Raw genomic sequence first — 24,949 nt, forward strand, 5'->3', positions numbered from 1 at the left:
CAGCGCATTATATTTAGTTTAGTTTTGAAATAAATTTCTCAAATGCGCCGTATCCACCCTAAATATATTCGTATTGCAGGTATCGTAGTTGCTGTTTTAGTAGTTCTGTTGGTTATAGGCGGTTTTGTTGCCTATTCCAAGCGCGAAGCTATCCTGCAATCTGCTATCAGCAAAGCTAAAGCAAAAGCAAAAAGGGATTATAATTTGGATGTAAAAATAGGTTCAGCACGTTTTACAGGGCTGGCAACCGTAGCTTTTACCGATATTTCTGTAGTGCCATACCAGCGCGATAGCCTGCTGTCTGTCAAAACCTTTAGTGTAAGCGTTAAGATCCTCCCCATCATTTTTGGTACCATTAAGCTGGGCGATGTGGTACTGCAAAACGGGCACCTTAACCTTACCAGTAAAAAAGGCGTTAAAAATTTCGATTTCCTGTTTAAAAAGAAAAAGGACAGCACCCAAACCAGCCAAAAATTGAATTTGGCCGATCTGACGGATAACCTCATCAACGAGGTGCTTTATAAGATCCCGGATAACCTTTCGCTCAATAACTTCCTGGTATCCGGTGCCGACGATAGTACCCGCATTACCCTGCTGGCCAAATCGGCTATTATTAACGATGGCAAGCTTACCTCAACCATTTTAGTGAATGATGGCCTGGCTGCTTCTATCTGGCATTTTGATGGTAAAATGCATCCATCGGACAAGGATATCGATATCCGACTGTTTGCCGAGGGCAAAAAGGTAGAGTTGCCTATAATCGAGAAGAAGTTTAAGGTAAAACTGAATTTTGATACGCTGACAACCAAGCTTACCAAAGTAAAAAGCCGCGATGGCGAAACCCAGGTATTTACCTATTGCGCGGTACGTAATTTATTGGTGAACCACGCAGGCCTTTCCACTAAAGATATTGTTGTACCAAACGGATCGATAGATGCCAATTTTTTTGTGGGATCTAACTACGTATCGCTCGATAGTTCTTCGGTTATCCATTTAAAAAAGATCACCGCTAACCCGTTCCTCAAGTATACCCTCAACCCGTTTAAGATCTACGAGATGAAGATCCACACCGGCTGGCTAAACGCGCAGGATGTTTTTGATTCGTTCCCTACCGGGATGTTCGAATCGCTGGAAGGGATGCAGGTTGCCGGGAAGCTGAATTACAATCTCAACTTTTTTATGAACTCCGCCCATGTAGACGATCTGCGGTTTGATTCGCGGTTGGATAACCAGGGCTTCCGCATTGTTAAATTTGGTAAAACCGATTTCAACAAGCTGAACAAAACGTTTGTATATACGCCATACGAGAACGGCAAACCAATGTCGCCGCATACCATCGGCCCCGAAAACCCTAAGTTTACACGTCTCGAAGATATCTCGCCGGATCTGCGCAACGCGGTAATGACGGCCGAAGACCCATCCTTTTACCGCAACAAGGGTTTTGTGGATGAATCTATCCGTAAATCGTTGGCTACCGATTTTAAAACCAAAAAATTCACCCGCGGCGGCAGCACCATATCCATGCAACTGATCAAGAACGCTTTTTTGGTGCGCAGTAAAACATTGTCACGTAAAATTGAAGAGATACTGATCGTGTGGACCATTGAGAACACCCGCCTGATGAGTAAGAACCGTATGCTGGAGGTGTATTTTAACATTATAGAGTGGGGCCGTAATATTTACGGTATCGGCGAAGCCTCGCATTACTATTTTGGCAAATCGCCGTCAGAACTTACGCTTGGCGAAAGTATTTTCCTGGCCAGTATAGTGCCCCGCCCCAAAGCCGGCCTATACTCGTTCCAGCCCGACGGATCACTGCGCCCCGGGCTGCACGGCTACTTTAACCTTATTGGGCGGCTGATGGCAGGCAAGGGCCTTACACAACGGGATACCAACGCTTATGGTTTTTACAGTGTAAGACTGAGAGAAGGCCTGCGCAGCCAAATAGCACCGATAGACACTGCCGTTGTTGATAGCCTGATGAAGCAGGGAGGCGAAAATACCGGCGTAGGTGTGGAAGCCCCGGTATATGAAGAACCCAAGCGCCCAAACTTTTTCCAACGCCTTTTGGGTAAAAAAGATACCAGCCAGGCGGCAAAGTCAGAGGAGAAGATAAAAGAAACCAATGAGATGATTAAAGCCCGCATCAAACAAGAAATTGAAACGATGAAAACGGATTATAAATCGAAAATGGACAATGTGGATACCGCCGGACGTACCAAAAAAGAGGTGAAGGAAGAAAAGAAGCGGTTGAAGCAGGAGATGAAGGATAAAGAAAAAGATATGAAAAGCAGGTTGCCGTAGGATGCTATTTGTCACATAAAAATACAATTATCTACTGCTTTGGTAGCCTTTACGAAAGCATGACTTTAATATTTGTTCAAACATATATGTTTGAACAAATATTAAAAATAGCATCTCATGTCAATAGTAGATAAATTAAAATGGCGCTACGCCACCAAAAAATTCGATACTAATAAAAAGCTTTCGCCACCACAATTAGATCAGTTGCTGGAGGCCATCCAACTATCCCCATCCTCTATCGGGTTACAGCATTACAAAGTGCTGGTGATAGAAAATCCCGAGGTACGTGCCAAACTGCGCGAAGCCGCTTATGGCCAGCCGCAGATCACCGACGCATCGCAATTGATCATATTTGCCGCCGAAGCCAATATGGACGAAGCATACGGCAAAAACTTTATCAGCCTTGTGGCCGACATCCGTGGTGTAGAGCGCGAAAGCCTTGCGGGTTTAGAGGGTATGGTGCTTGGCACCATCAACAGCCGCACACCAGAGCAACTTTTACTATGGGCTCAAAAACAAGCTTACATTGCCCTGGGTGTTTTGGTTGCCTCAGCAGCCGACCTGGGTATTGACGCCACACCGATGGAGGGTTTTGATCCCGCAAAATTTGATGAGATCCTGGGCCTGAAAGAAAAAGGATTGACGGCAACCGTTATCGCGGCTGTAGGTTTCCGCGCCGATGATGATCAGTATAGTAAACTTGTAAAAGTACGCCGTCCGAAAACAGAGTTGTTCATCCACATTTAATTTCCCCACGGATTTTAGACGATCATACCAACCTTTTTGTAAGGCATTTTTCCCGGGGATAAAAAGGCGCGAAAAACGCGTGTTTTTATCCCTTTTTCGTGCTTTTTTTCGCAGAAAAGCGGAAATTTTTGAACAAGGCTTTTATTCCCCTGAAAAGATGGAAAGACACCCTGTTTTTTACTATCGTAAAAATAATTTTCACAAAATTTAATTAGCGGCATGGGCTTTGCATAACCATCTGAAATACAAAGCCATGAACAAGAAAATATTAATAGTAGACGACAATGAACTGATCACCGAGGTGATGAGCTACATATTGACCAATAATGGCTATGATGTAACCACGCTGAACACCGGCGACGGTGTGGTAGCCCAAATAAAACAATCCCATCCCGACCTGGTGATTATGGATATATCCTTGCCTGGTGTAGATGGCAGAGATATCTGCCGCATCATCAAACATAATAAAGCCACTGAAAATCTGCCGGTTATCATTTGCTCCGGCAATGATGATATCGAATCGGCCTTAAAGCAGGATGGCGCGCCAAACGATGTGTTGGCTAAGCCATTCGATATGACCGTGTTACTCAACAAAGTAGAATACCAGTTGGCAGCGTAATTACGCATTGCGTCGTTATAAAAAAAGAGCCCCGGTTTTGCCGGGGCTCTTTTTTTGCAGTTAATTAAATTAAAACGCTGCCTTCAGGGTGATATACTTATTAATATCATCAGATTTAAAACCCTTCTCTTTCATTTGGCTAACGTACTCGGGGGTTACACCCATAGCTTTCAATGAACTGGCCTGATCCAGCGACACATTGTATCCAATCGCCTTAAAGCCTTTTAAAAATTCCGGCGTAATGCCCAGTGCTTTTAGTCCGGTTGCGTTATCTAAGCTGATATCACTGTAGCCTGCATTTTTAAAGCCGTTTAAAAATTCGGGGGTAATGCCTAATGCTTTTAAAGATGAAGCCTGGTCAACAGACAATTGTTTATAACCCGCGGCTTTAAAGCTGCTCATAAATTCGGGGGTGATACCCAATGCTTTAAGCGATACCAGGTTATCGGCCGAGATCTGGTTGTAGCCTGCTGCTTTAAACCCGTGAATAAAAGCTGCATCTACCCCAACAGCTTTCATACTGGTTAACTTGCCTGCGGAGATGTTAGTATACCCTTCCTTTTTTAATGAATTGATATAGTTATCATCTACATTGAGTGCCTTAAAGGCTACCATATCATCATCAGATACGTCCTTTTTAACAACGCCCGGTTTGCCGTTGGCTGCTTTGAACTTACTGATGTATTTACCATCAATACCCTGGGCTTTAAAACTGATGAGTTTATCCCAACTTACTTTAGGGTAGCCCGCTTTATGGATCTCGCTGATGAACGCGCCAGTAATACCCAAAGCTTTACCGGAAATCAACTCCTGTAACTTAATATTAGGGTAGCCATTTTGCTTCATCGATTTAATGTACGACTCATCAACCCCAAGCGCTGCGCAAGCAATAACATCATCTTTTGATGGGGTTTTGTATCCGTTATTTTTCAGCATAGCTATAAAGCTCTTTTTAACGTTGAGAAAGAAAAACGCCATCTCGTCGTCGCTGCTGATGCCGGTTACGCCTTCGCCGCGTAAATAGCTGTTGAACGCTGCATCTGGCGTAAACTTATATTTTCCAGAGCCTTTTGTCCCGTCAAACCTGCCGGTGAATTGCATGGTGCCTGCTTCTCTTGTCAGTTTAAACGCACCTTCCTGCCCCATTGGCAACGCGGTAAATTCGCTTACCAGAAAATTAGAATTGCTCATGTTATTTTTGTCCTCATCGCCTTCGTATAGCTTAAGGTCAAGTTTTTTGCCATTTATGGTGCCTTTCCAGTTGCCTTCGTTACGGGTAGGGTCTGTTGTGTTCGATTTAACTACGGTGCTAACTGTCTTTGCTACACTGGAGGCGGCCGGCTCGTTTAGGGCACATACCAAAAATGCCATCAGGGGCACCAGGAAAAGATATTTCCAGGCGGTATGTATGTTTGATTTTTTTGCGTTCATCATAACTATTCGTTTTTTTAAGAGTGATTGATTATAGTTGGTTGTAATTCTCAGGGATAAATTAGGTACGGATACCTTTAATAAATTCATCTGGTAGTCGGCACGTTCAACCGTGGCGTCGTGCAGCACTTCGTTATCAGCCAGGTATTCTAAGTTGCTTTCAACTTCTTTGCGGTATAACCAGGCAAAGGGGTTAAACCATTGGAACGCCAGCATCAGTTCCGCTATCAGCAGATCGAGGCTGTGGCCCTGCCTAATGTGGATCTTCTCGTGCAGCAAGATCTGGTTAAATGTATCCGGCTCGTATTTGGTTGGGTTAATGAAAATGTTGTTACCGAAACTGCATGGCGCTTTATCATCATCCAGTTCCACAATACGGAACTGCCCATCAATAATAACCGGTTTGCGGTAGGCCTGGAAAAGCAGCACACTTATCTGTAGCAGCAAATTCGCGCCGAAAGCCACTACGCCAAACCAATACACGTAAAACGCCCATTTTATAATACGTGTTAAAAGCGGTAACTGTGGCTCCGCAGCCTGCGTGATCTTAGCAACCGGTTCGGCCTGTTGTTTCGGACTATAACTTTCTGCCGGGGTTACCTGTGGTAGGTGAATGGCCACAACGGGGATGCTTTCTGCGGCAACCGGTTGGGGGCTTTCCCTTAACGCCCATTGCTGCGGTACGTGTATCAGTGGCAACACAAAGGCCATAGCAAGGCAGCCCAGCAGGATAACGCGGTTAAGCCGGTAATAGGTTTCCTTTTGCAGCAGCAGCTTGTAAAACAACAGGCAAATAGCCAGCAGAAGGGCCACGTGTAATACGTATGGTATCATTTCTTGTTGGATTTAATCAGGGTTAATATTTCGTCCAGTTCAGTCTCAGAAATTTTTTCTTCTTTGGCAAAGAAGGCCAGCATGCTGGGGTACGAGTTATTGAAGTATTGGCTCACAATATCTTTCATGGCGTGCTTTTGGTATTCTTCTCGCGTGATCTTTGGATAGTAATTGTAAATGTTGCCAACTGTTTCGTGGTCTAAAAAGCCCTTCTCCTCCAGTATCTTTACCATGGTGGCCACCGAGTTATAGTGAGGCTTCGGGTCGGGCAGTTCGGGAATAATTTCTTTGATGTATGCTTTTCCGAGGCTCCAGAAAGCCTGCATTATTTGTTCTTCGCGCTTAGCCAGTTTTTGCATAATTCTATAATTATAACGCAAGCTACTACTAATGAATTAGTATTGCAACTAATAGATTAGTATTTGTCAACAAAACCTGTAAATCACTGATTATTAATGATATAATTTACAGCAGCCGCTCAATGGCTTTTCGCTGTTGTAGATAGACGCTTAAGGAGTACAAGTGTGACATTTGCGAGGACCTTTTGAAAAAGCACCCTGCGGGGACTAAAGGGCGGCGGTGGCGCCGCCTTAGGGATGGTTAAACGGTGGAAGTGAATAATCTGTTCAAGAAACAGGTGTACCAAAAAAGTGTTTCACCTTGTTGTGAGCCGAATTTCTTTTTTTGCTTAATGCCCTGATAATAAGAAACATATAAGAATCACTCAACGTACAGGGATGTTCCAAAGCGCTTCGCTAAAACTGTAAAGCGCTGATAAACCAGTGTTGTTTTTAAAACAAGTGTTCCACTTTCAAAAATGGAACACTTATTCGCGCTATTATCCTATGGCTGGAAAATACTCCGGGCTTTCTTAATGGTTTTCTCTAAGTCTATGCCCTCGCCTAAAACACCTTTAAACAGGTCGCCTTCTTTTTTAAGGCGGGCTATGGAGTTGTGAATAGTGAAATGCTTCATGGTGAGGCCGGGTTTTACCTCGTCCCAATGCAGCGGCATAGATATCGTTGCGCCGGGTTTCGGTCTCAGCGAATACGGACCGGCAATGGTTGCACCGGGGCGGTTTTGCAGAAAATCGAGGTACATTTTGCCGTGGCGGTTTTTTATCATCCGCTCCAGCGAGGTATAATCCGGAATTTGCTTGTGTACGATGTTTACGATTAGCCTTGCAAACATCTGCGATTGGTCGTAATCGTATTTCGCTTCCAGGGGGATATAGATATGCATCCCGGTAGAGCCGGATGTTTTACAATACGATGGTACGTCGATAGCATCCAGCACGTTTTTCACTTCAAGGGCCGCTTCAATTACCTGGTCGAAAGTATTTTTATCTGGGTCCAGGTCGATAACGCAGTAGTCCGGGTTATCCGGCGATTGTACGCGACTGAACCATGGGTTCATTTCTATACATCCCAACGACGCCATCCAAAGCAGGGTAGCTTCATCATGGCCCACCAAATAATCCTTATCCTCGCCATCGCTGGTGGTATAGGGGAAGGTCTTTACCCAATCGGGCGATTTGCCTCTTACATCCTTCTGGTAAAAGCTTGGCCCATGGATCCCGCCCGGGAAACGGTTAAGTGACTGCGGACGATCCTTTAAATAAGGCAGAATATATTCGGCTACCTGGTAGTAGTAGTTGAACATATCCCTTTTGGTGATGCCGTCTTCGGGCCAGTAAACTTTGCTCAGGTTGGTGAATTTCAGGTCGTGCCCGCAGATTTTTTTCACCTGGGTTTCTTCCTTGGGGTTGAGCAGCGTGCGTTTGGTGCTTTCCTTTGGCGCCTTTACCAGATCGTGCTTTTCGGCTTTCGTTTCTTTTTGGGGGTTTACATCTTCTTCAATTACCTCGTCGGTGTGCACCTCGGTTTCCCTTACCACATCCTTCGCCTTTTTATCATCGCGCATTCCCTGGAATGAGGGGTGCCGGAAAACGCCATCGCTGGTTACCTCGGCAAAACTCACTTCGCAAACCAACTCTGGTTTTAGCCAGGTGGCTTTTGCCTTCGGCGGATTTGGGCGAAACCGCGAAGGCTTGTTTACATCGGGTTCGCTCTCAAATGGTGTTTTCTCTATAATTAATGGCTTAAATTGCGCCATCATTTCCTTTTGCAGCTTATCCGAAAAGCCGGTACCCACCTTGCCTACATATTGAAAACGACCATTCTCATATACCCCCAGTAACAAGGAACTGAATTGCTTTGCTGTTCCGTCGTTTTTGGTGAAGCCGCCAATAACAACTTCTTGCCGTTTATTTATTTTAACCTTTAGCCAATCTTTAGACCTATTATCTGCCAGGTAAGGGCTATTTGCTTTTTTGGCCATGATGCCTTCCAGTCCTGCTTTTTCAGCTGCTGCAAAAAACTCCAGTCCATTAGCGGTGAATACCTGGCTCAGGCGGATGCGGTCATCATCCGTTGGCAACACTTCTTTTAATATGGCCTGGCGTTGGGTAAGCGGCAGGTCAATCAGATTTTTGCCCTCATACCAAAGCAGGTCGAACACGTAGAGCATCAATTCGCCGTCGGCTTCGCTACGCCAGTTTTGCAGCGCACCAAAATTTGACACGCCTTTATCGTTAGATACCAAGATCTCGCCATCTATTACGGCATTTATCTTCCAGCTTTCCAGCAGTTGGGTAATGGGGTAGTATTTTTCGTTGAATGATTTGTTGTTTCGCGAGAGCAGTTGCACCTCACCTTTGTTGATGAACGCAAGCGCGCGGTAACCATCCCATTTTATTTCGTAAACCCAGTCCGGGTCGTCGAAGGGTTTATCCACCAGGGTTGCCAGCATAGGCTTCATTCCGGTGGGGATTTTTGCTTTGGGTGCTTTTTTGAGGGTGGCCTCTATGTCTATCGTTTCAGTCGGCGTGGATTCCCCTACGTCATCTTCAAGTTTTTCGGCCTGGAGTTTTTTTTTACTCTCTTTTTCAGGTTCTTCGTCTACATCTTCCTCATGTCCGTGCTGCCAAACCTTTTCGCCGGTTTTCTCCATACTTTCGATGGTCTTGCCTGAAAGAACGGATTTGTCCTTTTTTGTAATATCCTTATCCGAAGCAAAATCATCTTTATGCTTGATCAGCAGCCAGCCGTTCTCGCCCATGCCATGGGTTTTCACCAGGGCATACTCGCCTTCCAGCTTCTCGCCGTGTAGTTTTATTTTTAAAGAGCCCTCGTTAAGCTGTTTCAGCAGATGTTTTTCCTGGGCTTTTTTACCTTCTATTTCCTCAATAGGTTCGTATGTGCCTTCGTCCCACACAATAACGGTCCCGCCACCATACTCCCCCTTGGGAATGAGGCCCTCAAACAAGCGGTAATCGTACGGGTGGTCTTCCACCATCATAGCCAGTCGCTTGGTTTTTGGGTCGGTTGAGGGACCTTTTGGTACGGCCCAGCTTTTTAGCACACCCTCCATCTCCAGCCTGAAATCATAGTGCAAGCGCGTGGCGTCATGCTTTTGGATCACAAACCGCAGTTGATCCTTATCCTTGCTTTTACCGGCTTTGGGTTCTGCCGTTTTGGTAAAATCCCGCTTCTCTGCATATTTCTCCAGGCTCATGGTATTCCTGTTTATTTGTTAAGATACGCTTTAACTTTTTCTGCCGATGTGCCGGCTTCTTTTACAGCATTGCGCAACTCATCACGACTTACGCACAGCGCTTCGCTCCAATATTGCAGTTCGTAATCCTCGTTTACATTTATCCTGTCCCTATCGGGAGCGCCTACATTTTGTTTGTTATCCACAACCTTAGTTTTTGTTTATGAATAATTAACAGCCTTATTCTTATATGGTTTGAAAGAAATTTACTTATTAGGAAACGGCCGGCTATGCTCCGGCATCTTCAATTACCGATAGGATATTGCCTGCAGGATCTGTAAACCAGGCAATGCTTGGGCCACGTTCGCCCCCATCGCCGCGGGAAATGTTGTTTTCGTCGGTTTTTAAATATTCGGAATCGTAGCTTTCAAAGGGCACCCCTTTTTCTTTTAGCCCCGCTACGGCCTTATCTATATTCTTCACGAGGAAATTATGTACGGTGAACGTGGCTGGCGCATGGTTGGGTTTGGGATAGATAATAAAATGTCCGCTCCCGGTTTTCACTGTAAGGATGTTGCCCATCTTTTCGTTCATTTCTACCGACAAACCTAAAGCTTCCCTGTAAAACTGTTCTGCTTTCTCAATGTCGTTCACCGAGAAACTACCAAATGTTTTTGAATCTTTTAACATGATAATTTTGTTTGTTATTGCTTATGGTTTTTGATCAAACAGCGCTTTGCCGTTTTCCATATTTATTGGTTCGGAAATATGCTCGTGGACGATGAGCCATTTGCCGCCCACGTTTTTGTAGCAGGATGTAACGCGGTACCACATGTCCAGGTCCTCGCCCGCCACGCTTGTGCCCCAGGTACGCGTCAGGCAATGACTGTAGGCTATTTCCTTAGTTGCTTCCACCTCCACATGAGTAACTTCCTGGTTAATGTGCCCGTTGTAACCCGAGAACCATTTTCGCAGCCGCTCTTTCAGTCCGCCATTATTTTGCAGCGGCGGGCCAAGGTCAAATGTTATCACGTTGCCTGCATACCTGTTTAAAACGGCATGCTCGTCGCGGTTATAAATGGCTGCTATCTTATCATCTATCAATTCCCTTATTTCCGTTTCGGCAGTAAGCGCGGCTGTTGCTTTGTCCATAAAAATTTAGTTTAATGTTAACGGCGTTTATAGGTTATAGCCCTGCAAAAGTGCTGCCAATAAATTGATTTATAACATCTTATTACGCCAACAAGCGGGGGCAAATACGACACCTTTTGCGTGCGCCACAATTATCTGCTATATTTACAATGGTGATCAAGAAAGTATCCATATCATTGTTGTTAAAAAGCAGGCTGAAAAGCGTGCTGTTTGTTGCGGCCTTCCTGGTAAGTTTTTTTGCCGTGTCGGGATCTGTCAGCACAACCAACGCTACGCTAAATGCACAACAAACCGCGCAGACTTTTTCAAAATGGGCTGTTATCAAGAAGAGCGCGGACTATCAGCGCTTTTTAACATCGCTTTACAAAAACAACCATCGGGACATTCCCTGGTTACAAGACCTTACTGCAACGGGCCGTTGTTTCGATGCTGGCGTCAAAAGATGCCTGAAAACCCAACGTGCCTGTTTCGGGCTTATTAAAACTAATATTGCCTTCCCGGTTACCCATCAATATTACACTGCCGATAGTTTTTTCGCTGTCAATTCCGGAGTAGCACTATACTCCTGACCTTCCATTGATTAGTTTAATTTCTTAAGAGATGGCTACGCCTTATCCGTAAACTATCTGCATTTTCTCTTCAGCATGAAAAAATTAAGGAAAATAATGCGGCTTTGCGGGCTTGTGTTGTTTTTACTATTGGCTGTTGGGGGAGTATCCCTTACAGGCGCAGCCCCAACAAGGCCACAAAATCGCGATAGCTTTTTAACAGAACAAATAGAAGACGAGCGGGAGGAAGCCGATGAGCCGCTAAACGAAAATTTCTACCAATAAAAAAGCCGGTCGGTATTAATACCGACCGGCCTCTTGTTAGTTATACTGAGCTTAGTTGATTTCGAAAATGGTCGCTGTTATCTTTTGGTCCGGGTTGCCGGAGGTTGTAGATTTAAGTAATACCTCGGGGATGGTTACCTTAACCTTGCCACCGGTAATGGTGATATCTACATCAGTATCTACGCCAATATAGCCATACGCTTTACCGTTGCCTCCCGCCGATAATTGAAACTGTTTGTCGGTGGGTGTGCTGCCCAAGCCTATCAAGGTGTATTTACCACTTGCGGTTGGCGATGTTTTAAAAGAAAGGTTTAACGTATTTACAGCCGGGTCGGCACCAACGGGAATCTTATCTGCAAAGATAATAAGGGTTGATGGCGTCCCGCCACTTGTTAGCCCTTTGTTGGTGAAAGTAACTGTGTGCTTGGTGCCACCAAGTGTCCAGGTGTTGTCGCCGGTTGGGGTTGGGTCGCTGCTGCTTTTTGAGCAGGAGGCAGTAAGTATGATAACCGTCGTGCTCATCAGGAAGAATAATTTTTTCATGGTTTTTGGTTTAAGGGTTGCTTGTTCTACAATACAAAAAACCGCGTTTTGCACTACGCCTTCAATAACGCATATGTAGTATTTTACGGGCAAAATGTTCTTTAATTATTAAATATTGCGTTTATAGATCTATATTTAACACATTGATTATTAAAAAGAACCAAAACAATGAGCAGCCATTATTTAACCTTTTAAGGATTATAACCTTTGGCGCATGCTGTTTTTTGTTGCCCCGGCCTCTTGGCCAAAAAGATAATCTGTTAAACGCTTTTTTACGCCGATTCGGTAGGGTTGAACAGTCTGATTATCGAAGGGAGAAAACATGGAAGACGAATTTGGCGGCATTGGCCTAAAAAACATAGGCAGCCGCATGGAATACCTGAAAGGCACGGTTGATTATCTTTCGGCAAGGAATAAGGGGACAACCGTAAAGGTTTGGGTGCCGGTGATGTAATAAAAAGGCCTTCGGTTAAAACTAAGCCGGCACCCTTTTTTCAACCGATAGCTTATGCGCCGGTATAGTGAACGAAAATTCTGTGCCTACACCGGGCTCGCTGGTTAACCATATTTTGCCGTTACATTTTTCTACCAAATCCTTACAAAATAGTAAACCCATGCCGGTACCCAACTCATTATTGGTGCCGGTTTTGCTATCTACCTTGCTTTTAAACAGCTTTTCGGCCTGATCTGCGGGCATCCCCATGCCGGTATCTTTTATGCGCACCAAAACGGTATCGTCATCCTGCACATCCGAGAATACTTCAATAGAATCGCCCTTGCCGGTAAATTTAATGGCGTTGGTAATAAGATTGCGGAGAACGATGCGGATGGAATTTGGATCGGCAGATGCCGACAGGCCTTTTGCAACATGGTCTATCAGCTTCACGCCTTTTTGTTCGGCGGCATCCTGGTAGTTTTCAACCTCGTACCGCACAACATCCTTTAACGAAAACGTGGTTACCGAACTTACAAAGCTCTCCATCTGGCTGTTGATCCAAAAGAGCAGCGTATCCAGGAAATCTGATGTGTACTCCAGTTTTTTCAATACGCCAGGGATCATATCCAGCATTTCCTCATGGGTAATGGTATCATCCTGCAACAGGTCGAACATTCCGCGCAACGTACTTAACGGCGCGCGAAGATCATGCGCTAAGATGGAGATGAGCCTGTCCTTTAGTTTATTCAGGTCGTTTAGTTTATAGGTTTGCTCGTCAAGGCTTGCCTTTTGCTGCAGCACTTCAAAATTCTTTTCTTCCAGCTTTGCGTTTATCTGTTGCTGCTTGCGCCGCTGCATGTAATAATTTACCAGTATGATCACCATCGCAAGGATGATAATCCCAAAAATGATATTGATAGAGCGCTGGCTGGCGATTTTTTGCCGGTATAGCAGGGTTTCTTCGCGTTGCTGTTCCTGCAACTGATGTTCTTTAGTCGCAAAATCGAGGTCGTAATTATAAGAGGTTAGTTTCTGTATGCTCTCGTTATCCTTCAGTTTGGATTTCATATCCATATACTGATTGAGGTAAGCGTAGGCGTCCTCAAATTTACCCAGGCCGGCCAGCGTTTTGCTCAGCTGTAACGATGCATTGGCCCTAACCGATAAATTACCTAACTGAACAGCCAGCGCCTGCCCCGACAAAGCGTGTTGGTATGCTTTACTGTATTCTTTTTGCAAATTATACGCCGTAGACAAGCCGATAAGGGCGTATGCTTGGTTATAAACGTATTTATATTTTTTAGATAATTGTATAGCGGTATCCAGGTAGTTAATGGCAAGCGGCCCCTTCCCTTGGTAAGCGTAGCAAAGGCCCAGGTCGGTATAAAGAGAGCATAGCCCATCAATATCCTCCTGGCTTTTGGCAACCTTTAGCGAGCTGGACAAGTAACCAATTGCCTTACCGTATTCTTTTTGCGCCAAAAGCACTTCACCAATGTTTTCGTTTACGGTAGCTATGGCCTGGTAGTTTTTTGTCCCCTGAAAAAGGTTTAGCGCTTTCTGATAATGCTCGAGCGCCTTGGGGTAAACCTCCATGTTTTGCAGCACCAGGCCGATATCGTTATACAATTCGGCCGACGGGCCGCTGTAATGGTTTTTAACCGCTATAAACAACCCTTTATAATAAAAATCGAGCGCTTTGGATAGCTCTCCCTGACTATAGTAAACAACTCCTATATTTTTATAGTTATCGGCGAGTGCCTTTTCATCCTTAATACGCAGGTTGATGCGTAACCCCAGATTTAAGTAAACCAGTGCTTGCTTATAATCGGCAAGCAGGGTGTACATTCGCCCAAGCGACACATAGCACATGCTAAGCCCTTTGTCGTTTTTCAGTCGCTTAAATATCCCGATAGCTTCATCAAAGTTTTGCTGCGCTTTTTCAGACCGACCCTTAAAATAGTTCACGTGGCCGGTTTGCAGCAGGCCATTGGCTATACCTTCGTCGTACTTTATTTTGCGTGCCAGTTCAATCCCTTTTTGGCCATAGTAATAGGCGCTGTCCGGGTTCGATTGGAAATAATCTGCCGCAAGTTTATTCATCCGGTTTATGGTAACCGTATCCGTTGCCGCCTGGCCATCTAAAGAAATACCTATTAAATTTTTTATGCTATCCACATGAGGATTGCGCACCCCAGCAAAAAGCGAAGTACTGGTAAGCGAGCATATAAAGGCAACACCAAGCTTTACCTGGCGTATATGTTTGAGGGGCATGTATTTAATTTAACTCCGATTGCTTGTTTTTATACGAAAAATACAGCTGAAAAAGTTTCCGATAAGGTAAATAAAAAAATGCAATATTAAGCCATTCGGTCAAAAATTGCTAAAAACCCTATCTATTAGCCATGTTCCAGAGCGTTGTAAAGGCCAGCTGCGTTTGTTTGGTAAGCAAAGCATAGTTTATTTTATCGGGGGTATCGGTTGGTTTGTGATAATCGGAACAAAACCCGCAATCTATCCTTATAAAGGGTACGCCCTTTAAATAAAACGGGTACTGGTCCGAACCTGTTAGCCTTCTCATCATATATTTGGGATTCTCATAATAAGTATCCAGGGTAAGCTTGGTGGAGGCATCATTGGCTGTGTAAAGCGCTTCGCGCAGGCCCCGGTTTAGTGTGTCTTTTACCAATATGTATGCATAGTTGGCGCTATCCGGCATATTATGATTTAAGTGGATGGTATCCGGGCGGCCAAACATATCAATATTTAAAACCCCATAGGTTTTTTTCATACTGTATAGAGGATGGTCTACGTACCATGCCGATCCTAACAATCCCCGCTCTTCGCCCGTGAACGACGCAAAAACAATGGTGCGCCTGGGTTTCAGTCCCTGTTCAACGGCGCGGGTCATCATTGCCGCAACCTCCATTATAGCTACGGTTCCGCTTGCATTATCCACCGCACCGTAATAAACTTCTTTTCCGTTTACCCCGTCGTGGTCGTGATGGGCGGATATCACAACCGAAGCCAGCGAAGTATCGCTGCCTTGTATAACACCTATTACGTTGGGCGCATGGGTTTCTTTAAATTGTATTTGCGCTCGCACCGTTAGCCGGGTTTGTATGTCGAAGTATGGTTTATCTCCGGTGTTCAGCACATTGGCGTCTTCATCAACAATCAAATTATCGGCAGCCAGCATTTCGCGCAAGCGCTGTGGCGTTAAATTAACTTCGGGCAGGGGCTGCACTTGTGGCGGATTACCATCGTATGGCTGTACATATTGCGGTAAAAAACGGCGGGCCTTTTGCCTGTCAATTATTTTATTGAAGAAAGGGCCACTCCAGGCAACCATCAACGCCCCGCGCCTTTTCAATACCATCTCCATGCTGTCTAATCCTTTTGCGATAAAAGCGCGGGCAAGTGTCGTATTAAAAAAAATCGCCTTTTCTCTAACCTCCATCTTCGGCAGATCGCGGTAAAACGCCTCAATGCTGTTATGCATTACATACAAAACCGGCACGTTTTTCAGATCGGTTGGTTCGGTAAGGAACATCTGCCAGCCGTCCAGGTAATCATATCTTTTGTTATTGATAGTAAGGGCGGCCCTGTTTATTTTTTGTACAGCCGTTATGGATTGAAAGTAGGACAGCCCTTTGTTATATGGCGCCTGTACGCCATTTTGCTTATACCATTCAGCTATATATTTTGCCGTGAGTGTATCCCCGCGGCTGCCCATTAACCGGCCCTGCAGCTTGCTACTTGCCAGGTAATACAGATTTTTTTTGAGGTTGACTGTTGAACAGCTGCTGGTAATATTTTCTATAGATTTTTGCTGGGCCATACAGGCCGTGCCGCAAAGCAAGAGTAACGTTAATAAGCGCATTTACAAAATGGTGGGCAGTGTTTTAATAATGAGATAGTTGTGCTGCTAATTTATTAAAAGATTTTTAAAATCCTAACCCCCCCGCAAAATCGCGAACCTCACGGTACGTCCTTTTACTAATCACCATTTACCGGCAATAGCGTCGCGGCTTTTTGTTAGGAGCCTAAGTTAGTTTGGGCCGGGGTAAAACTTTATGCCGTTTTGTTAGTTAAGCTTTATTGTTAACTAATTTGATATCAAAAACATACATTATGAAACTTTACGTAATTATCCCCGCGTTGCTAATTGTGGCAGCAATGACACAAAGTTGTGTCAGCTCTAAAAAATATAAAGAACTGCAAACCAATTATAGTTTATTGGATAGCAATAACCGCGACCTTAAAACCAAATACCTAACCAGCGAACAAAACCTTGCGGTACGCACAGGCCGTGTAGTAAGCTTGGAAGAACAGCTGGCATCTGAAAGGACAAACGCCAAACAATTGCAGGCCGCGTTGGATAAATGTTTAACATCCGGTAGCCAAGGTAATGTTAACATCTCTAAACTGGTTGATGAGATCAATAGCTCTAACCGTTACATACAACAGTTAGTAAATGCCAAAAACAAAAGCGACTCGCTCAATATGGTTCTTACCAACAACCTCACCCGTTCGCTTAGCCAAACAGAGGCGCAGGGTGTTGATGTACAAGTGTTGAAAGGTGTGGTTTATATTTCCTTATCAGATAACATGCTTTACAAATCGGGCAGTTACGAAGTATCCGACCAAGCCGGCGCTACGCTGAGCAAAATTGCCAAGATTATTAAAGATTACAGCACTTACGACGTGTTGATAGAAGGTAACACCGATAACGTGCCTATTACGCAGAAAAACATCCGCAACAACTGGGATTTGAGTGCATTGCGTGCATCATCGGTAGTAATGGCACTGCAAACCACTTACCAGGTAGACCCGAAACGTTTGACCGCAGGCGGCCGTGGCGAGTATAACCCCATTGCCGATAACGCTTCAGAGGCCGGCAAGGTTAAAAACAGGCGCACACAAATTATCATTACACCAAAACTCGATCAGTTTATGGAGCTGATAAATAAAGCGCCGGAAAAACAGAAGTAATAGATAAATAATTGTTAAACGAAAGGCGAACCCGGATGGGTTCGCCTTTTTTTAATATGTACCCATCCAAGCGCTCCTTAATTATTCCTCTTGGGGGGCTATTGCCAATTCCGCTTTCTGCCAATATTACCTATTTAATAGTCCGTAAACAGCTTTATAAATAACATTCCCATTTGTTATATTCGGAACGTTATAAAGTTGTGTGCAAATTGAATACGCCCAATGGCTTATTTGGGTATTTGAATAGAAAATATGTATCTAAATAAAAAAGTTGTTGTTGTTTTACCCTCGTACAACGCCTCGGCAACATTAAAACAAACCTACAGTGAAATTCCTTTCGACCTGGTGGACGACGTTGTGCTGGTTGATGATAAAAGCTATGATAACACTGTTGAGATAGCAAGAAGCCTTGGAATAAACCATATTGTTGTTCATGATGTAAACCGGGGTTATGGCGGAAATCAGAAGTCTTGCTATGATAAAGCCCTGGCTTTGAATGCCGATATTATAGTAATGCTGCATCCCGACTATCAATACTCGCCAAAATTAGTTAGGGCTATGGTATCTGTTATTGGAGAAGGGCTGTACGAGGTGATGTTTGGTTCCCGTATCCTTGGGAAAGGGGCGCTTAAAGGCGGCATGCCGATGTATAAATATTTAGCAAACCGGGTGCTAACCCTTGCTCAGAATATTTTGATGAATCAAAAACTTTCTGAGTATCACACGGGCTACCGGGCTTACTCTTCCGCGGTTTTAAAAGCAATCCCCTATCACAAAAATTCCGACGATTTTGTTTTCGACAACCAGGTAGTTGCACAGATTTTTTACGCCCAATTTGAAATAGGGGAAATTACTTGTCCTACAAAATACTTTGAAGGAGCTTCTTCTATCAGTTTTTCGCGAAGCGTATCCTATGGTTTGGGTGTATTGGGGGTTTCATTCAGGTATTTCCTAACTAAAATAAAGCTGTATAAATGGAATCTGTTAACGTTTTAAAATGACTCATATTAAACCTAAAGCGGTTTTAATTACTATTGCTGTTATATGCATTGTTTCCATAGCGGCGATCATTATTACCCAAAGCCGGGGCATGTTATATGATGAGGCCTACTTTATACCCAATATTCATCTTATAACGCACACGGGGCTAACAACAGATTTTCTCTTAAAACTCACCGGCTCGCCGGGGCCAACCTATGCCGTAATACATGGCATGCTTACCGGGATTACCCACTTTAGTATCCTGGGCATCAGGCTCACAAACTTCGGGTTGTTTTTGCTGCTTCTTTGTTTTATATATTTAAATGCTAAGCTATTAAATGCCGAATCTCCGGTTATCGTTTCTGTCAATTTTGTTTTTGTGCCTATTGTTTGGGTGGTGTGTGGCCTGGCATTAACAGAGACCCCCACTATGCTTTGCGCAATGGTGAGTTTATACTTTATGCTGCTCTGCCTTAAAGGGACCTTACCCTTGCTACCGAGGATAGCGTTGGCTATTTTGGCCGGAGTATTTTTGTCTTTCGCTATACTTGGCCGTTCCTTTTTCCTGATAGTTGTATTGGCTTTTTTGGCGTGCATAATTGTAAACTATCTTATAACCAAGTTTGATAGCCACAACATTACCCCCTCTAAAAAGCCCACGATAGTTATTAATAAAACATATACTCCTTTGCTGTTAAGCCTTTTCTTTATCTTCTCAATACTGTTACCTATTCGTGTTTTTATGATCTGGAGAGCTTTGGCTCCCCCTACAGAAACAGCGATAGTTGGTGCCAATAACCTATCGCTTGTGCCATGGTATGGTATGCTTTCTTTTTGCTACTGTGGCTTTGTAACCATTATACTGGCTCCTAAATGGTTTGTAATAGATAAAAAAACCATCGTTGCTACATTTGTTGTTAGTCTGGTCTTTCTGGTCTTTAATATTTATAACGGTTATTTTGAGTTCGCGCCATTTTTAAGTGCCGCGGGCAGGTTCTTAAACGCCGAAATGTTTTCCTGGTATCAGCGGGCAATACCGGCGCTGGTTGTTTTTTTATCGTTCCAGTTCTTACTATCCTCCCTTATCCGGTTGTGGGAAAACAGGCACGATCCTATTGTTATATATATCGGGCTAACCGTGCTGTTTATTGCCATTTCGGCCATAAAAGTAAAGGTGCAATTCTCAAGCCGTTACGTGGCCCAGATTGTTCCATACTTTCTGTTGCTGTTTATCCCCTATGAAAAAAACGATTGGCAAAAAGTTGTCCGGGTATCTGTCGGTTCAGCCTTAGGGTTCTTGTCGCTGTATTTCTATTACCACACGGGGTAAGTCGTGCAGAGCAATAATAACTAGCAAAAAAACAAGCCCTCAATCTTTCGATCAAAGGCTTTCCGATTTATATGTCGGGATGAGAAGATTCGAACTTCCGACCTCCAGCACCCCATGCTGGCGCGATACCGGGCTACGCTACATCCCGAACAATTGGGCTGCAAATATATAATCTGGCTAAAATAAAAACAATGCGTTTGCCCCCATTATTTACAGTTATATTCAAATTTATACCCGTAAATGTTTTCAATGTTCACGGTTTCCGTCATGGCAACAACGTTTCCCGAATCAGTTGTTTATGCAATGTACCGGGCATGTCACAAAAAAGTCTTTTACATATTAATTAAACTGTATTTTCGTTTTATCCGATACATTGGTAGCTTAGCCATTTTATGACGCCCGCTGAAAATTACGACCTGTTGATCGACAAGATCAACACCTTTATTCGCAAATACCATTATAATAACCTGCTGCGCGGGCTGATATTTGTGGGCGCGGGTATATTTTCGGCTTATGTTATCATCACCCTTGGCGAGTATTTCGGCAACTTTAATACTACGCTGCGTACCATCCTTTTCTACTTTTTCATTTTACTGAATCTCGGTTTGATTGCGTGGCTGGTGCTTCCGCCCCTACTGGCACGCCTGCAATTAGGTAAAACACTTACGCACGACCAGGCAGCAGAGATCATCGGCAAGCATTTTCATGATGTGAACGATAAGCTATTGAACACCCTGCAGCTAAAAAAGCAATCGCTCGATAATGCCGAACACCGCGATCTGATAGAGGCCAGCATCAATCAAAAAATAGAAACCCTTAAACCGGTAAGCTTTCCCTCGGCTGTAAACATCCGCGAGAATAACAAATACCTTAAATACGTTATCCCGCCTGCGGCTATTATTTGCATTATCGCGTTCGCCGCGCCGTCTATATTAACAGAAAGCACCAAAAGACTTATCCGCCATAACGAATATTTCGCACCGGTTGCACCATTTCAATTCACGGTGATGAACAAAAATTTATCCGCAGTGCAGGGCGAAGATTTTAAGCTGGATCTGAAACTAACCGGTGATAAACTTCCGTCGGATGTGTACGTGGAAACCGCCAGCAATACTTTTAAGCTGGATAAACAGAACATCAGCCGCTTTCATTACCTGTTTACCAACCTGCAGCAAAACACGGTATTTAAGCTTTCGGGCAACGGCTTTACTTCTGTCCCTTATGAAATTAAGGTGAACCTTAAACCCGTTTTGCTTCATTTTGATGCCGAACTAAGCTATCCTGCCTATCTCCATAAAAAAAACGAGCTGGTTACTAACGCGGGCGATCTGACGCTTCCCGCTGGGACGGTAGTTAACTGGCAGTTCCATACTCAAAATACAAATACGTTGCTGTTTAGTGTCAACAATCATAATATCGCCCTCCAACCATCGGCAACTGATGTTTTTGAACACCGCGAAAGGATCTTAAAAAACACATCCTACAATGTTAGTCCGCTAAACAATTCGGTTAAACGCAGCGATTCTGCCAGTTACCGCATTAGTGTGGTTGCCGATGAAGCACCTTCAATAGAAGTACAGGAAAAGCCTGACAGCGTTAGCCTTAAAGCCATTTACTTCAACGGAAAAATACAGGATGATCATGGTTTTTCGGCCTTAACCTTTCATTATAAAATTGGCGACAAGGCTTTCACCAAATCAGTTAAAGCCGATCTTTCTGCAACGCAAAGCGGCTTTTTCCATTTTTGGAGCCTGAAGGAAACCGGCATACAACCCGGCGATGTGGTTACGTATTATTTTGAAGTTGCTGATAACGATGGCGTTAGCGGGCCAAAAACCACCCGATCGCCCGAGCGTACCTTAACCGTACCAGATGCCGCGGCATTGGCCGAACAGCTAAACGCCAGCACACAGGCGGTAAAAGACAAAATGGCATCGGCTGTAAAGCTGGCAGCGCAGATAGAGAAAGATGCGCAAAAACTTAACCAGGCCCTGCTTGATAAAAACAACCTCTCCTTTGATGAGAAAAAGCAAGTGGAAGAGTTGCTGCAAAAACGCAAGGACCTGGAAGAACTGGTAAAAGACATTCAAAAAGAAAACAAAAAGAACCTGTATAACCGCCAGGAAAGCTTTAAACAGAACGAAGAATTGCTGGAGAAGCAAAAACAGATAGAAGACCTGTTTAATAACGTACTTGATGAGAAGACCAAGGATATGCTGGAAAAACTGCAAAAACTGTTAGAGCAGGATCAGAAGGATTCTACCCGCGATGAGCTCTCTAAAATGCAGAGCGATAATAAATCTTTAAAAAAAGAGCTCGACCGTATGTTGGAGCTTTATAAAAAACTGGAGTTTGAACAAAAACTTAACCAGGTTATTAACCAGTTAGACCAATTAGCCAACGACCAACAGCAGCTTGCCGATAAAACACAGAAGGATGGCAACAACCAACAGGACCTGCAAAAACAGGAAAAACTGAATAAGGATTTTGATGCGGTAAAAAAATCCATGGACGATCTGCAAAAAACCAACGAGCAGAACGGCAAAAAGGAATCTTTTGAGAACCCTGAAAAAGAGAAGCAGGCCATTGATCAGCAAATGGAACAAAGCAGTGATAACCTGAAAAAGGAGAACCGCAAGCAGGCATCCAAATCGCAGCAATCTGCCGCTAAGCAAATGAAAGAGCTGGCCCAGAAAATGCAACAACAAGAGGCAGAGGGCGAGGAAAGCGAAAATGCGATAGACGCACGGCAACTGCGCGAGTTGTTAAAATCGTTGGTGAACAGTTCCTTTAGCCAGGAAAAACTAATGCAGCAATTGCGCAGCACCAACGCATCAGATCCAAACTATACTAAACTGGCACAAAGCCAAAAGGATATTAAGGATAACCTTAAAACTGCAGAAGACAGCCTGTATTCGATAAGCCGCCGCGTTCCGCAGATACAATCAACTGTTAATAAAGAGGTTACCGCCATCAATTCAATGATAGACCAGGCGCTGGAAAAACTGGGCGACCGCCGTACCGCCGAGGCCTTACGCAACCAGCAGTTTGCCATGACATCTATGAACAACCTTGCCCTGTTGCTAAGCGATGCCCTTAGCCAGTTGCAAAAACAGATGAACAAAAGCAAGGGCGGCAAAGGCAAAAGCGGGCAGCCATCACTATCGCAGTTGAGCAAAATGCAGCAGCAGCTAAACCAAAACATGCAAAAAGCCCGCGACCAAATGCAGCAGCAGGGAAAACAACAGGGTCAGCAGCCCGGCAAAAACGGAAAACCGGGCCAAGGCCCCGGCATGAGCGAGCAACTGGCCCGATTGGCCCGTGAACAACAACTGATAAGGCAAACCCTACAGCAAATAAGTCGTGAGCAAAAGAAGGATGGAACGGGGCAAGCGGGCAGTTTGGATAAAATTTCAAAAGAAATGGAACAAACTGAGAACGATCTCGTAAACAGACGAATTACCGATGAAGCACTAAAAAGGCAGCAGCAGATACAAACACGTTTGCTTGAGGCCGAAAAGGCTGAGCAGCAACGCGAACAAGACCAAAAAAGGGAGGCTCGCGCCGCTACAGATATGCCTCCAGGATATATAAAAGCCCTGCAAAATTACGAACAGGTGAAAGCAAAACAGACAGAACAGCTTAAAACCGTTCCATCGGCACTAAATTTGTATTACAGGCAAAAAATAAAACTATACTTTGATCAACTTAATGGTAAATGATATGGAGCAGGCAAACGTTCAAACAGGACGATTATACACACTACAGCTTCCGTCTAAGTATGAAAGCATAAACCTGCTGGAGGCTTTGATAGAGGAAATTGCAGATAAGTACCAGGTGAGCGACGATACGTTCGCTAACATGATGACCTGCCTTAATGAAGCCGTAGTGAACGCTATTGTACACGGTAATAAGCTCGATGAAACCAAAATGGTTATAGTAAATGCCGAAGTAGAGCCTAAGCGCGTTGTATGGACCGTTACCGACCAGGGAGCCGGCTTTGATTATAACAACCTTGCCGACCCAACCGCGCCCGATAAATTAGAAGAACTCACCGGCCGTGGCGTATTCATCCTTAAACACCTTGCCGACCAGTGCATTTTTAACGCCAGCGGCAACGAGGTGGAACTACATTTTAAAATATAATGCCCGCTATAACTTTTTTCGAAGAAGGCATCAGCTATAAACTAAAAAACAAAACCGCGGTACGCAAATGGCTAACAGATACCATTGTTGCTGAGGGCTTTAAGCTGACCGAACTTAACTACATTTTTTGCTCGGATGAGTACCTGCTACAAATAAACCAGCAATACCTGGATCATGATACCTATACCGATATCATCACGTTTGATAATTCCGAAGAAGAGGGCATCATCGTAGGCGATATTTTTATCTCCATAGAGCGGATAAAAGAGAACGCCGGCAAGTTTTCCGTTACCGAAGCACAGGAACTCCACCGGGTAATGGTACATGGCGCATTGCATTTATTCGGGTATAAAGATAAATCTGCCGCTGATAAGAAAAAAATGACTTTAAAAGAAGATCATTTTTTGGGCGAAAGAACTTTTTAATCCTACTTTTACAGTATAAAATATTCATCTCCAATTTTTTAACCAATGAAAACACTTGCATTAATACTTACGCTGATGTTTGTAACATCTGCACCCTCATCAGTATATGATTTTAAGCTAAAAACCATCGATGGTAAAGACTTTTCGCTTAAAAAATACAAGGGAAAAAAAGTACTGATCGTTAACACAGCTTCTAAATGCGGATTCACCGTACAATACACAGATCTGCAGAAACTTGCGGAGCAGTACAAAGACAAATTGGTTGTTGTTGGTTTCCCCGCAAATAACTTTGGCGGCCAGGAACCGGGTACCGAGCAGGATATCAAGACCTTTTGCCATGATAACTTTAACGTTACCTTCCCGATGAGCGGCAAAGTAAGCGTTACTGGTTTGGATATTAACCCATTATTTAAATTTCTGACCACTGCGGATAACCCTGATTTTAAAGGCGATATTAAATGGAACTTTGAGAAATTCCTGATAGATGAGAATGGTAACCTGATACACCGTTACCGATCGGCCACAAAACCGCTTGATCCTGCGATCACCAGCGCGTTATAATCCAACAAAGCATTTTTTAAAGGCTGTTCCCGTTTCGGAGACAGCCTTTTTTGTTGT

Annotated in this window: 22 protein-coding genes and 1 tRNA gene; 13 read left to right on the forward strand and 10 right to left on the reverse strand. The window is 44.1% G+C overall.

All coding sequences use genetic code 11. The features are described 5' to 3' along the window. Positions 1 to 42: 42 nt before the first annotated feature. The 3 genes from EPL05_RS10200 to EPL05_RS10210 all read left to right on the forward strand — a co-directional run bounded on the left by EPL05_RS10200 (position 43) and on the right by EPL05_RS10210 (position 3,670). Positions 43 to 2,304, forward strand: coding sequence for a biosynthetic peptidoglycan transglycosylase (locus EPL05_RS10200; RefSeq protein ID WP_128533864.1), 2,262 nt, complete (start codon positions 43 to 45; stop codon positions 2,302 to 2,304). 117 nt (positions 2,305 to 2,421) lie between these two features. Further along, complete coding sequence (locus tag EPL05_RS10205; RefSeq protein WP_128533865.1) at positions 2,422 to 3,051, forward strand: NAD(P)H-dependent oxidoreductase; 630 nt, start codon at positions 2,422 to 2,424, stop codon at positions 3,049 to 3,051. Between the two features lie 253 nt (positions 3,052 to 3,304). After that, positions 3,305 to 3,670 carry a response regulator gene (locus tag EPL05_RS10210; RefSeq protein WP_128533866.1) on the forward strand — a complete coding sequence of 122 codons (366 nt, stop codon included), beginning with the start codon at positions 3,305 to 3,307 and terminating at the stop codon, positions 3,668 to 3,670. Between the two features lie 69 nt (positions 3,671 to 3,739). Here EPL05_RS10210 and EPL05_RS10215 read toward each other — a convergent pair whose 3' ends face one another. The 6 genes from EPL05_RS10215 to EPL05_RS10240 all read right to left on the reverse strand — a co-directional run bounded on the left by EPL05_RS10215 (position 3,740) and on the right by EPL05_RS10240 (position 10,642). Continuing rightward, positions 3,740 to 5,935 carry a M56 family metallopeptidase gene (locus EPL05_RS10215; protein ID WP_128533867.1) on the reverse strand — a complete coding sequence of 732 codons (2,196 nt, stop codon included), beginning with the start codon at positions 5,933 to 5,935 and terminating at the stop codon, positions 3,740 to 3,742. Further along, positions 5,932 to 6,294, reverse strand: coding sequence for a BlaI/MecI/CopY family transcriptional regulator (locus EPL05_RS10220; protein ID WP_128533868.1), 363 nt, complete (start codon positions 6,292 to 6,294; stop codon positions 5,932 to 5,934). Before EPL05_RS10220 ends, EPL05_RS10215 begins: the two co-directional genes overlap by 4 nt. A 484-nt stretch (positions 6,295 to 6,778) precedes the next feature. Beyond that, on the reverse strand, positions 6,779 to 9,511 hold the full coding sequence (ligD, locus tag EPL05_RS10225) for a DNA ligase D (protein ID WP_128533869.1): 2,733 nt from the start codon (positions 9,509 to 9,511) through the stop codon (positions 6,779 to 6,781). A gap of 11 nt (positions 9,512 to 9,522) precedes the next feature. Beyond that, positions 9,523 to 9,696 carry a DUF3606 domain-containing protein gene (locus EPL05_RS10230; protein ID WP_128533870.1) on the reverse strand — a complete coding sequence of 58 codons (174 nt, stop codon included), beginning with the start codon at positions 9,694 to 9,696 and terminating at the stop codon, positions 9,523 to 9,525. Between the two features lie 82 nt (positions 9,697 to 9,778). Next, a complete protein-coding gene (locus EPL05_RS10235) occupies positions 9,779 to 10,180 on the reverse strand; it encodes a VOC family protein (protein ID WP_128533871.1) in 402 nt (133 codons plus the stop codon). 21 nt (positions 10,181 to 10,201) lie between these two features. Continuing rightward, complete coding sequence (locus tag EPL05_RS10240; RefSeq protein ID WP_128533872.1) at positions 10,202 to 10,642, reverse strand: YybH family protein; 441 nt, start codon at positions 10,640 to 10,642, stop codon at positions 10,202 to 10,204. A gap of 149 nt (positions 10,643 to 10,791) precedes the next feature. On the opposite strand from EPL05_RS10240, the gene EPL05_RS10245 reads away from it, so the two are divergent. Together EPL05_RS10245 and EPL05_RS10250 are read left to right on the forward strand one after the other, a co-directional pair. Continuing rightward, positions 10,792 to 11,211, forward strand: coding sequence for a hypothetical protein (locus EPL05_RS10245; protein WP_128533873.1), 420 nt, complete (start codon positions 10,792 to 10,794; stop codon positions 11,209 to 11,211). Positions 11,212 to 11,286: 75 nt separating this feature from the next. Continuing rightward, complete coding sequence (locus EPL05_RS10250) at positions 11,287 to 11,475, forward strand: hypothetical protein (protein ID WP_128533874.1); 189 nt, start codon at positions 11,287 to 11,289, stop codon at positions 11,473 to 11,475. 51 nt (positions 11,476 to 11,526) lie between these two features. Here EPL05_RS10250 and EPL05_RS10255 read toward each other — a convergent pair whose 3' ends face one another. Continuing rightward, positions 11,527 to 12,018 carry a hypothetical protein gene (locus EPL05_RS10255; RefSeq protein WP_128533875.1) on the reverse strand — a complete coding sequence of 164 codons (492 nt, stop codon included), beginning with the start codon at positions 12,016 to 12,018 and terminating at the stop codon, positions 11,527 to 11,529. 322 nt (positions 12,019 to 12,340) lie between these two features. Between EPL05_RS10255 and EPL05_RS24480 the strand changes: the two genes are divergently transcribed. Then, on the forward strand, positions 12,341 to 12,472 hold the full coding sequence (locus EPL05_RS24480) for a hypothetical protein (RefSeq protein WP_262708174.1): 132 nt from the start codon (positions 12,341 to 12,343) through the stop codon (positions 12,470 to 12,472). Between the two features lie 21 nt (positions 12,473 to 12,493). On the opposite strand, the gene EPL05_RS10260 is transcribed toward EPL05_RS24480, so the two are convergent. Then, positions 12,494 to 14,728 (reverse strand): tetratricopeptide repeat protein, encoded by a 2,235-nt coding sequence (locus EPL05_RS10260; protein WP_128533876.1) that lies wholly within the window; start codon positions 14,726 to 14,728, stop codon positions 12,494 to 12,496. Positions 14,729 to 14,846: 118 nt separating this feature from the next. Further along, entirely contained in the window at positions 14,847 to 16,337 is a 1,491-nt protein-coding gene (locus EPL05_RS10265) for a M28 family metallopeptidase (protein ID WP_128533877.1), read from the reverse strand. Positions 16,338 to 16,588: 251 nt separating this feature from the next. On the opposite strand from EPL05_RS10265, the gene EPL05_RS10270 reads away from it, so the two are divergent. The 3 genes from EPL05_RS10270 (at position 16,589) to EPL05_RS10280 (ending at position 19,760) form a co-directional block, all read left to right on the forward strand. Then, positions 16,589 to 17,449 carry an OmpA/MotB family protein gene (locus EPL05_RS10270; protein WP_128533878.1) on the forward strand — a complete coding sequence of 287 codons (861 nt, stop codon included), beginning with the start codon at positions 16,589 to 16,591 and terminating at the stop codon, positions 17,447 to 17,449. 252 nt (positions 17,450 to 17,701) lie between these two features. Next, positions 17,702 to 18,445 (forward strand): glycosyltransferase family 2 protein, encoded by a 744-nt coding sequence (locus tag EPL05_RS10275; protein ID WP_128533879.1) that lies wholly within the window; start codon positions 17,702 to 17,704, stop codon positions 18,443 to 18,445. A 1-nt stretch (position 18,446) separates the two neighbouring features. Then, positions 18,447 to 19,760: a glycosyltransferase family 39 protein gene (locus tag EPL05_RS10280; RefSeq protein ID WP_128533880.1), complete on the forward strand. Its 1,314-nt coding sequence runs from the start codon at positions 18,447 to 18,449 to the stop codon at positions 19,758 to 19,760. Positions 19,761 to 19,834: 74 nt separating this feature from the next. On the opposite strand, the gene EPL05_RS10285 is transcribed toward EPL05_RS10280, so the two are convergent. Next, a tRNA-Pro gene (locus EPL05_RS10285) sits at positions 19,835 to 19,908 on the reverse strand. A 244-nt stretch (positions 19,909 to 20,152) separates the two neighbouring features. Here EPL05_RS10285 and EPL05_RS10290 point away from each other — a divergent pair. From EPL05_RS10290 to EPL05_RS10305, 4 genes are read left to right on the forward strand one after another with little or no spacing between them, the layout of a single operon-like run. Beyond that, entirely contained in the window at positions 20,153 to 23,482 is a 3,330-nt protein-coding gene (locus EPL05_RS10290; protein WP_128533881.1) for a DUF4175 family protein, read from the forward strand. Next, on the forward strand, positions 23,460 to 23,906 hold the full coding sequence (locus EPL05_RS10295) for an ATP-binding protein (RefSeq protein WP_243837268.1): 447 nt from the start codon (positions 23,460 to 23,462) through the stop codon (positions 23,904 to 23,906). Before EPL05_RS10290 ends, EPL05_RS10295 begins: the two co-directional genes overlap by 23 nt. Continuing rightward, a complete protein-coding gene (ybeY, locus tag EPL05_RS10300; protein WP_128533882.1) occupies positions 23,906 to 24,331 on the forward strand; it encodes an rRNA maturation RNase YbeY in 426 nt (141 codons plus the stop codon). The genes EPL05_RS10295 and ybeY overlap by 1 nt, the downstream gene beginning before the upstream one ends. 45 nt (positions 24,332 to 24,376) lie before the next feature. After that, on the forward strand, positions 24,377 to 24,892 hold the full coding sequence (locus EPL05_RS10305) for a glutathione peroxidase (protein WP_128533883.1): 516 nt from the start codon (positions 24,377 to 24,379) through the stop codon (positions 24,890 to 24,892). Positions 24,893 to 24,949 lie beyond the last annotated feature (57 nt).

The sequence above is a fragment of the Mucilaginibacter gilvus genome (assembly GCF_004054195.1).
GTDB lineage: Bacteria > Bacteroidota > Bacteroidia > Sphingobacteriales > Sphingobacteriaceae > Mucilaginibacter > Mucilaginibacter gilvus.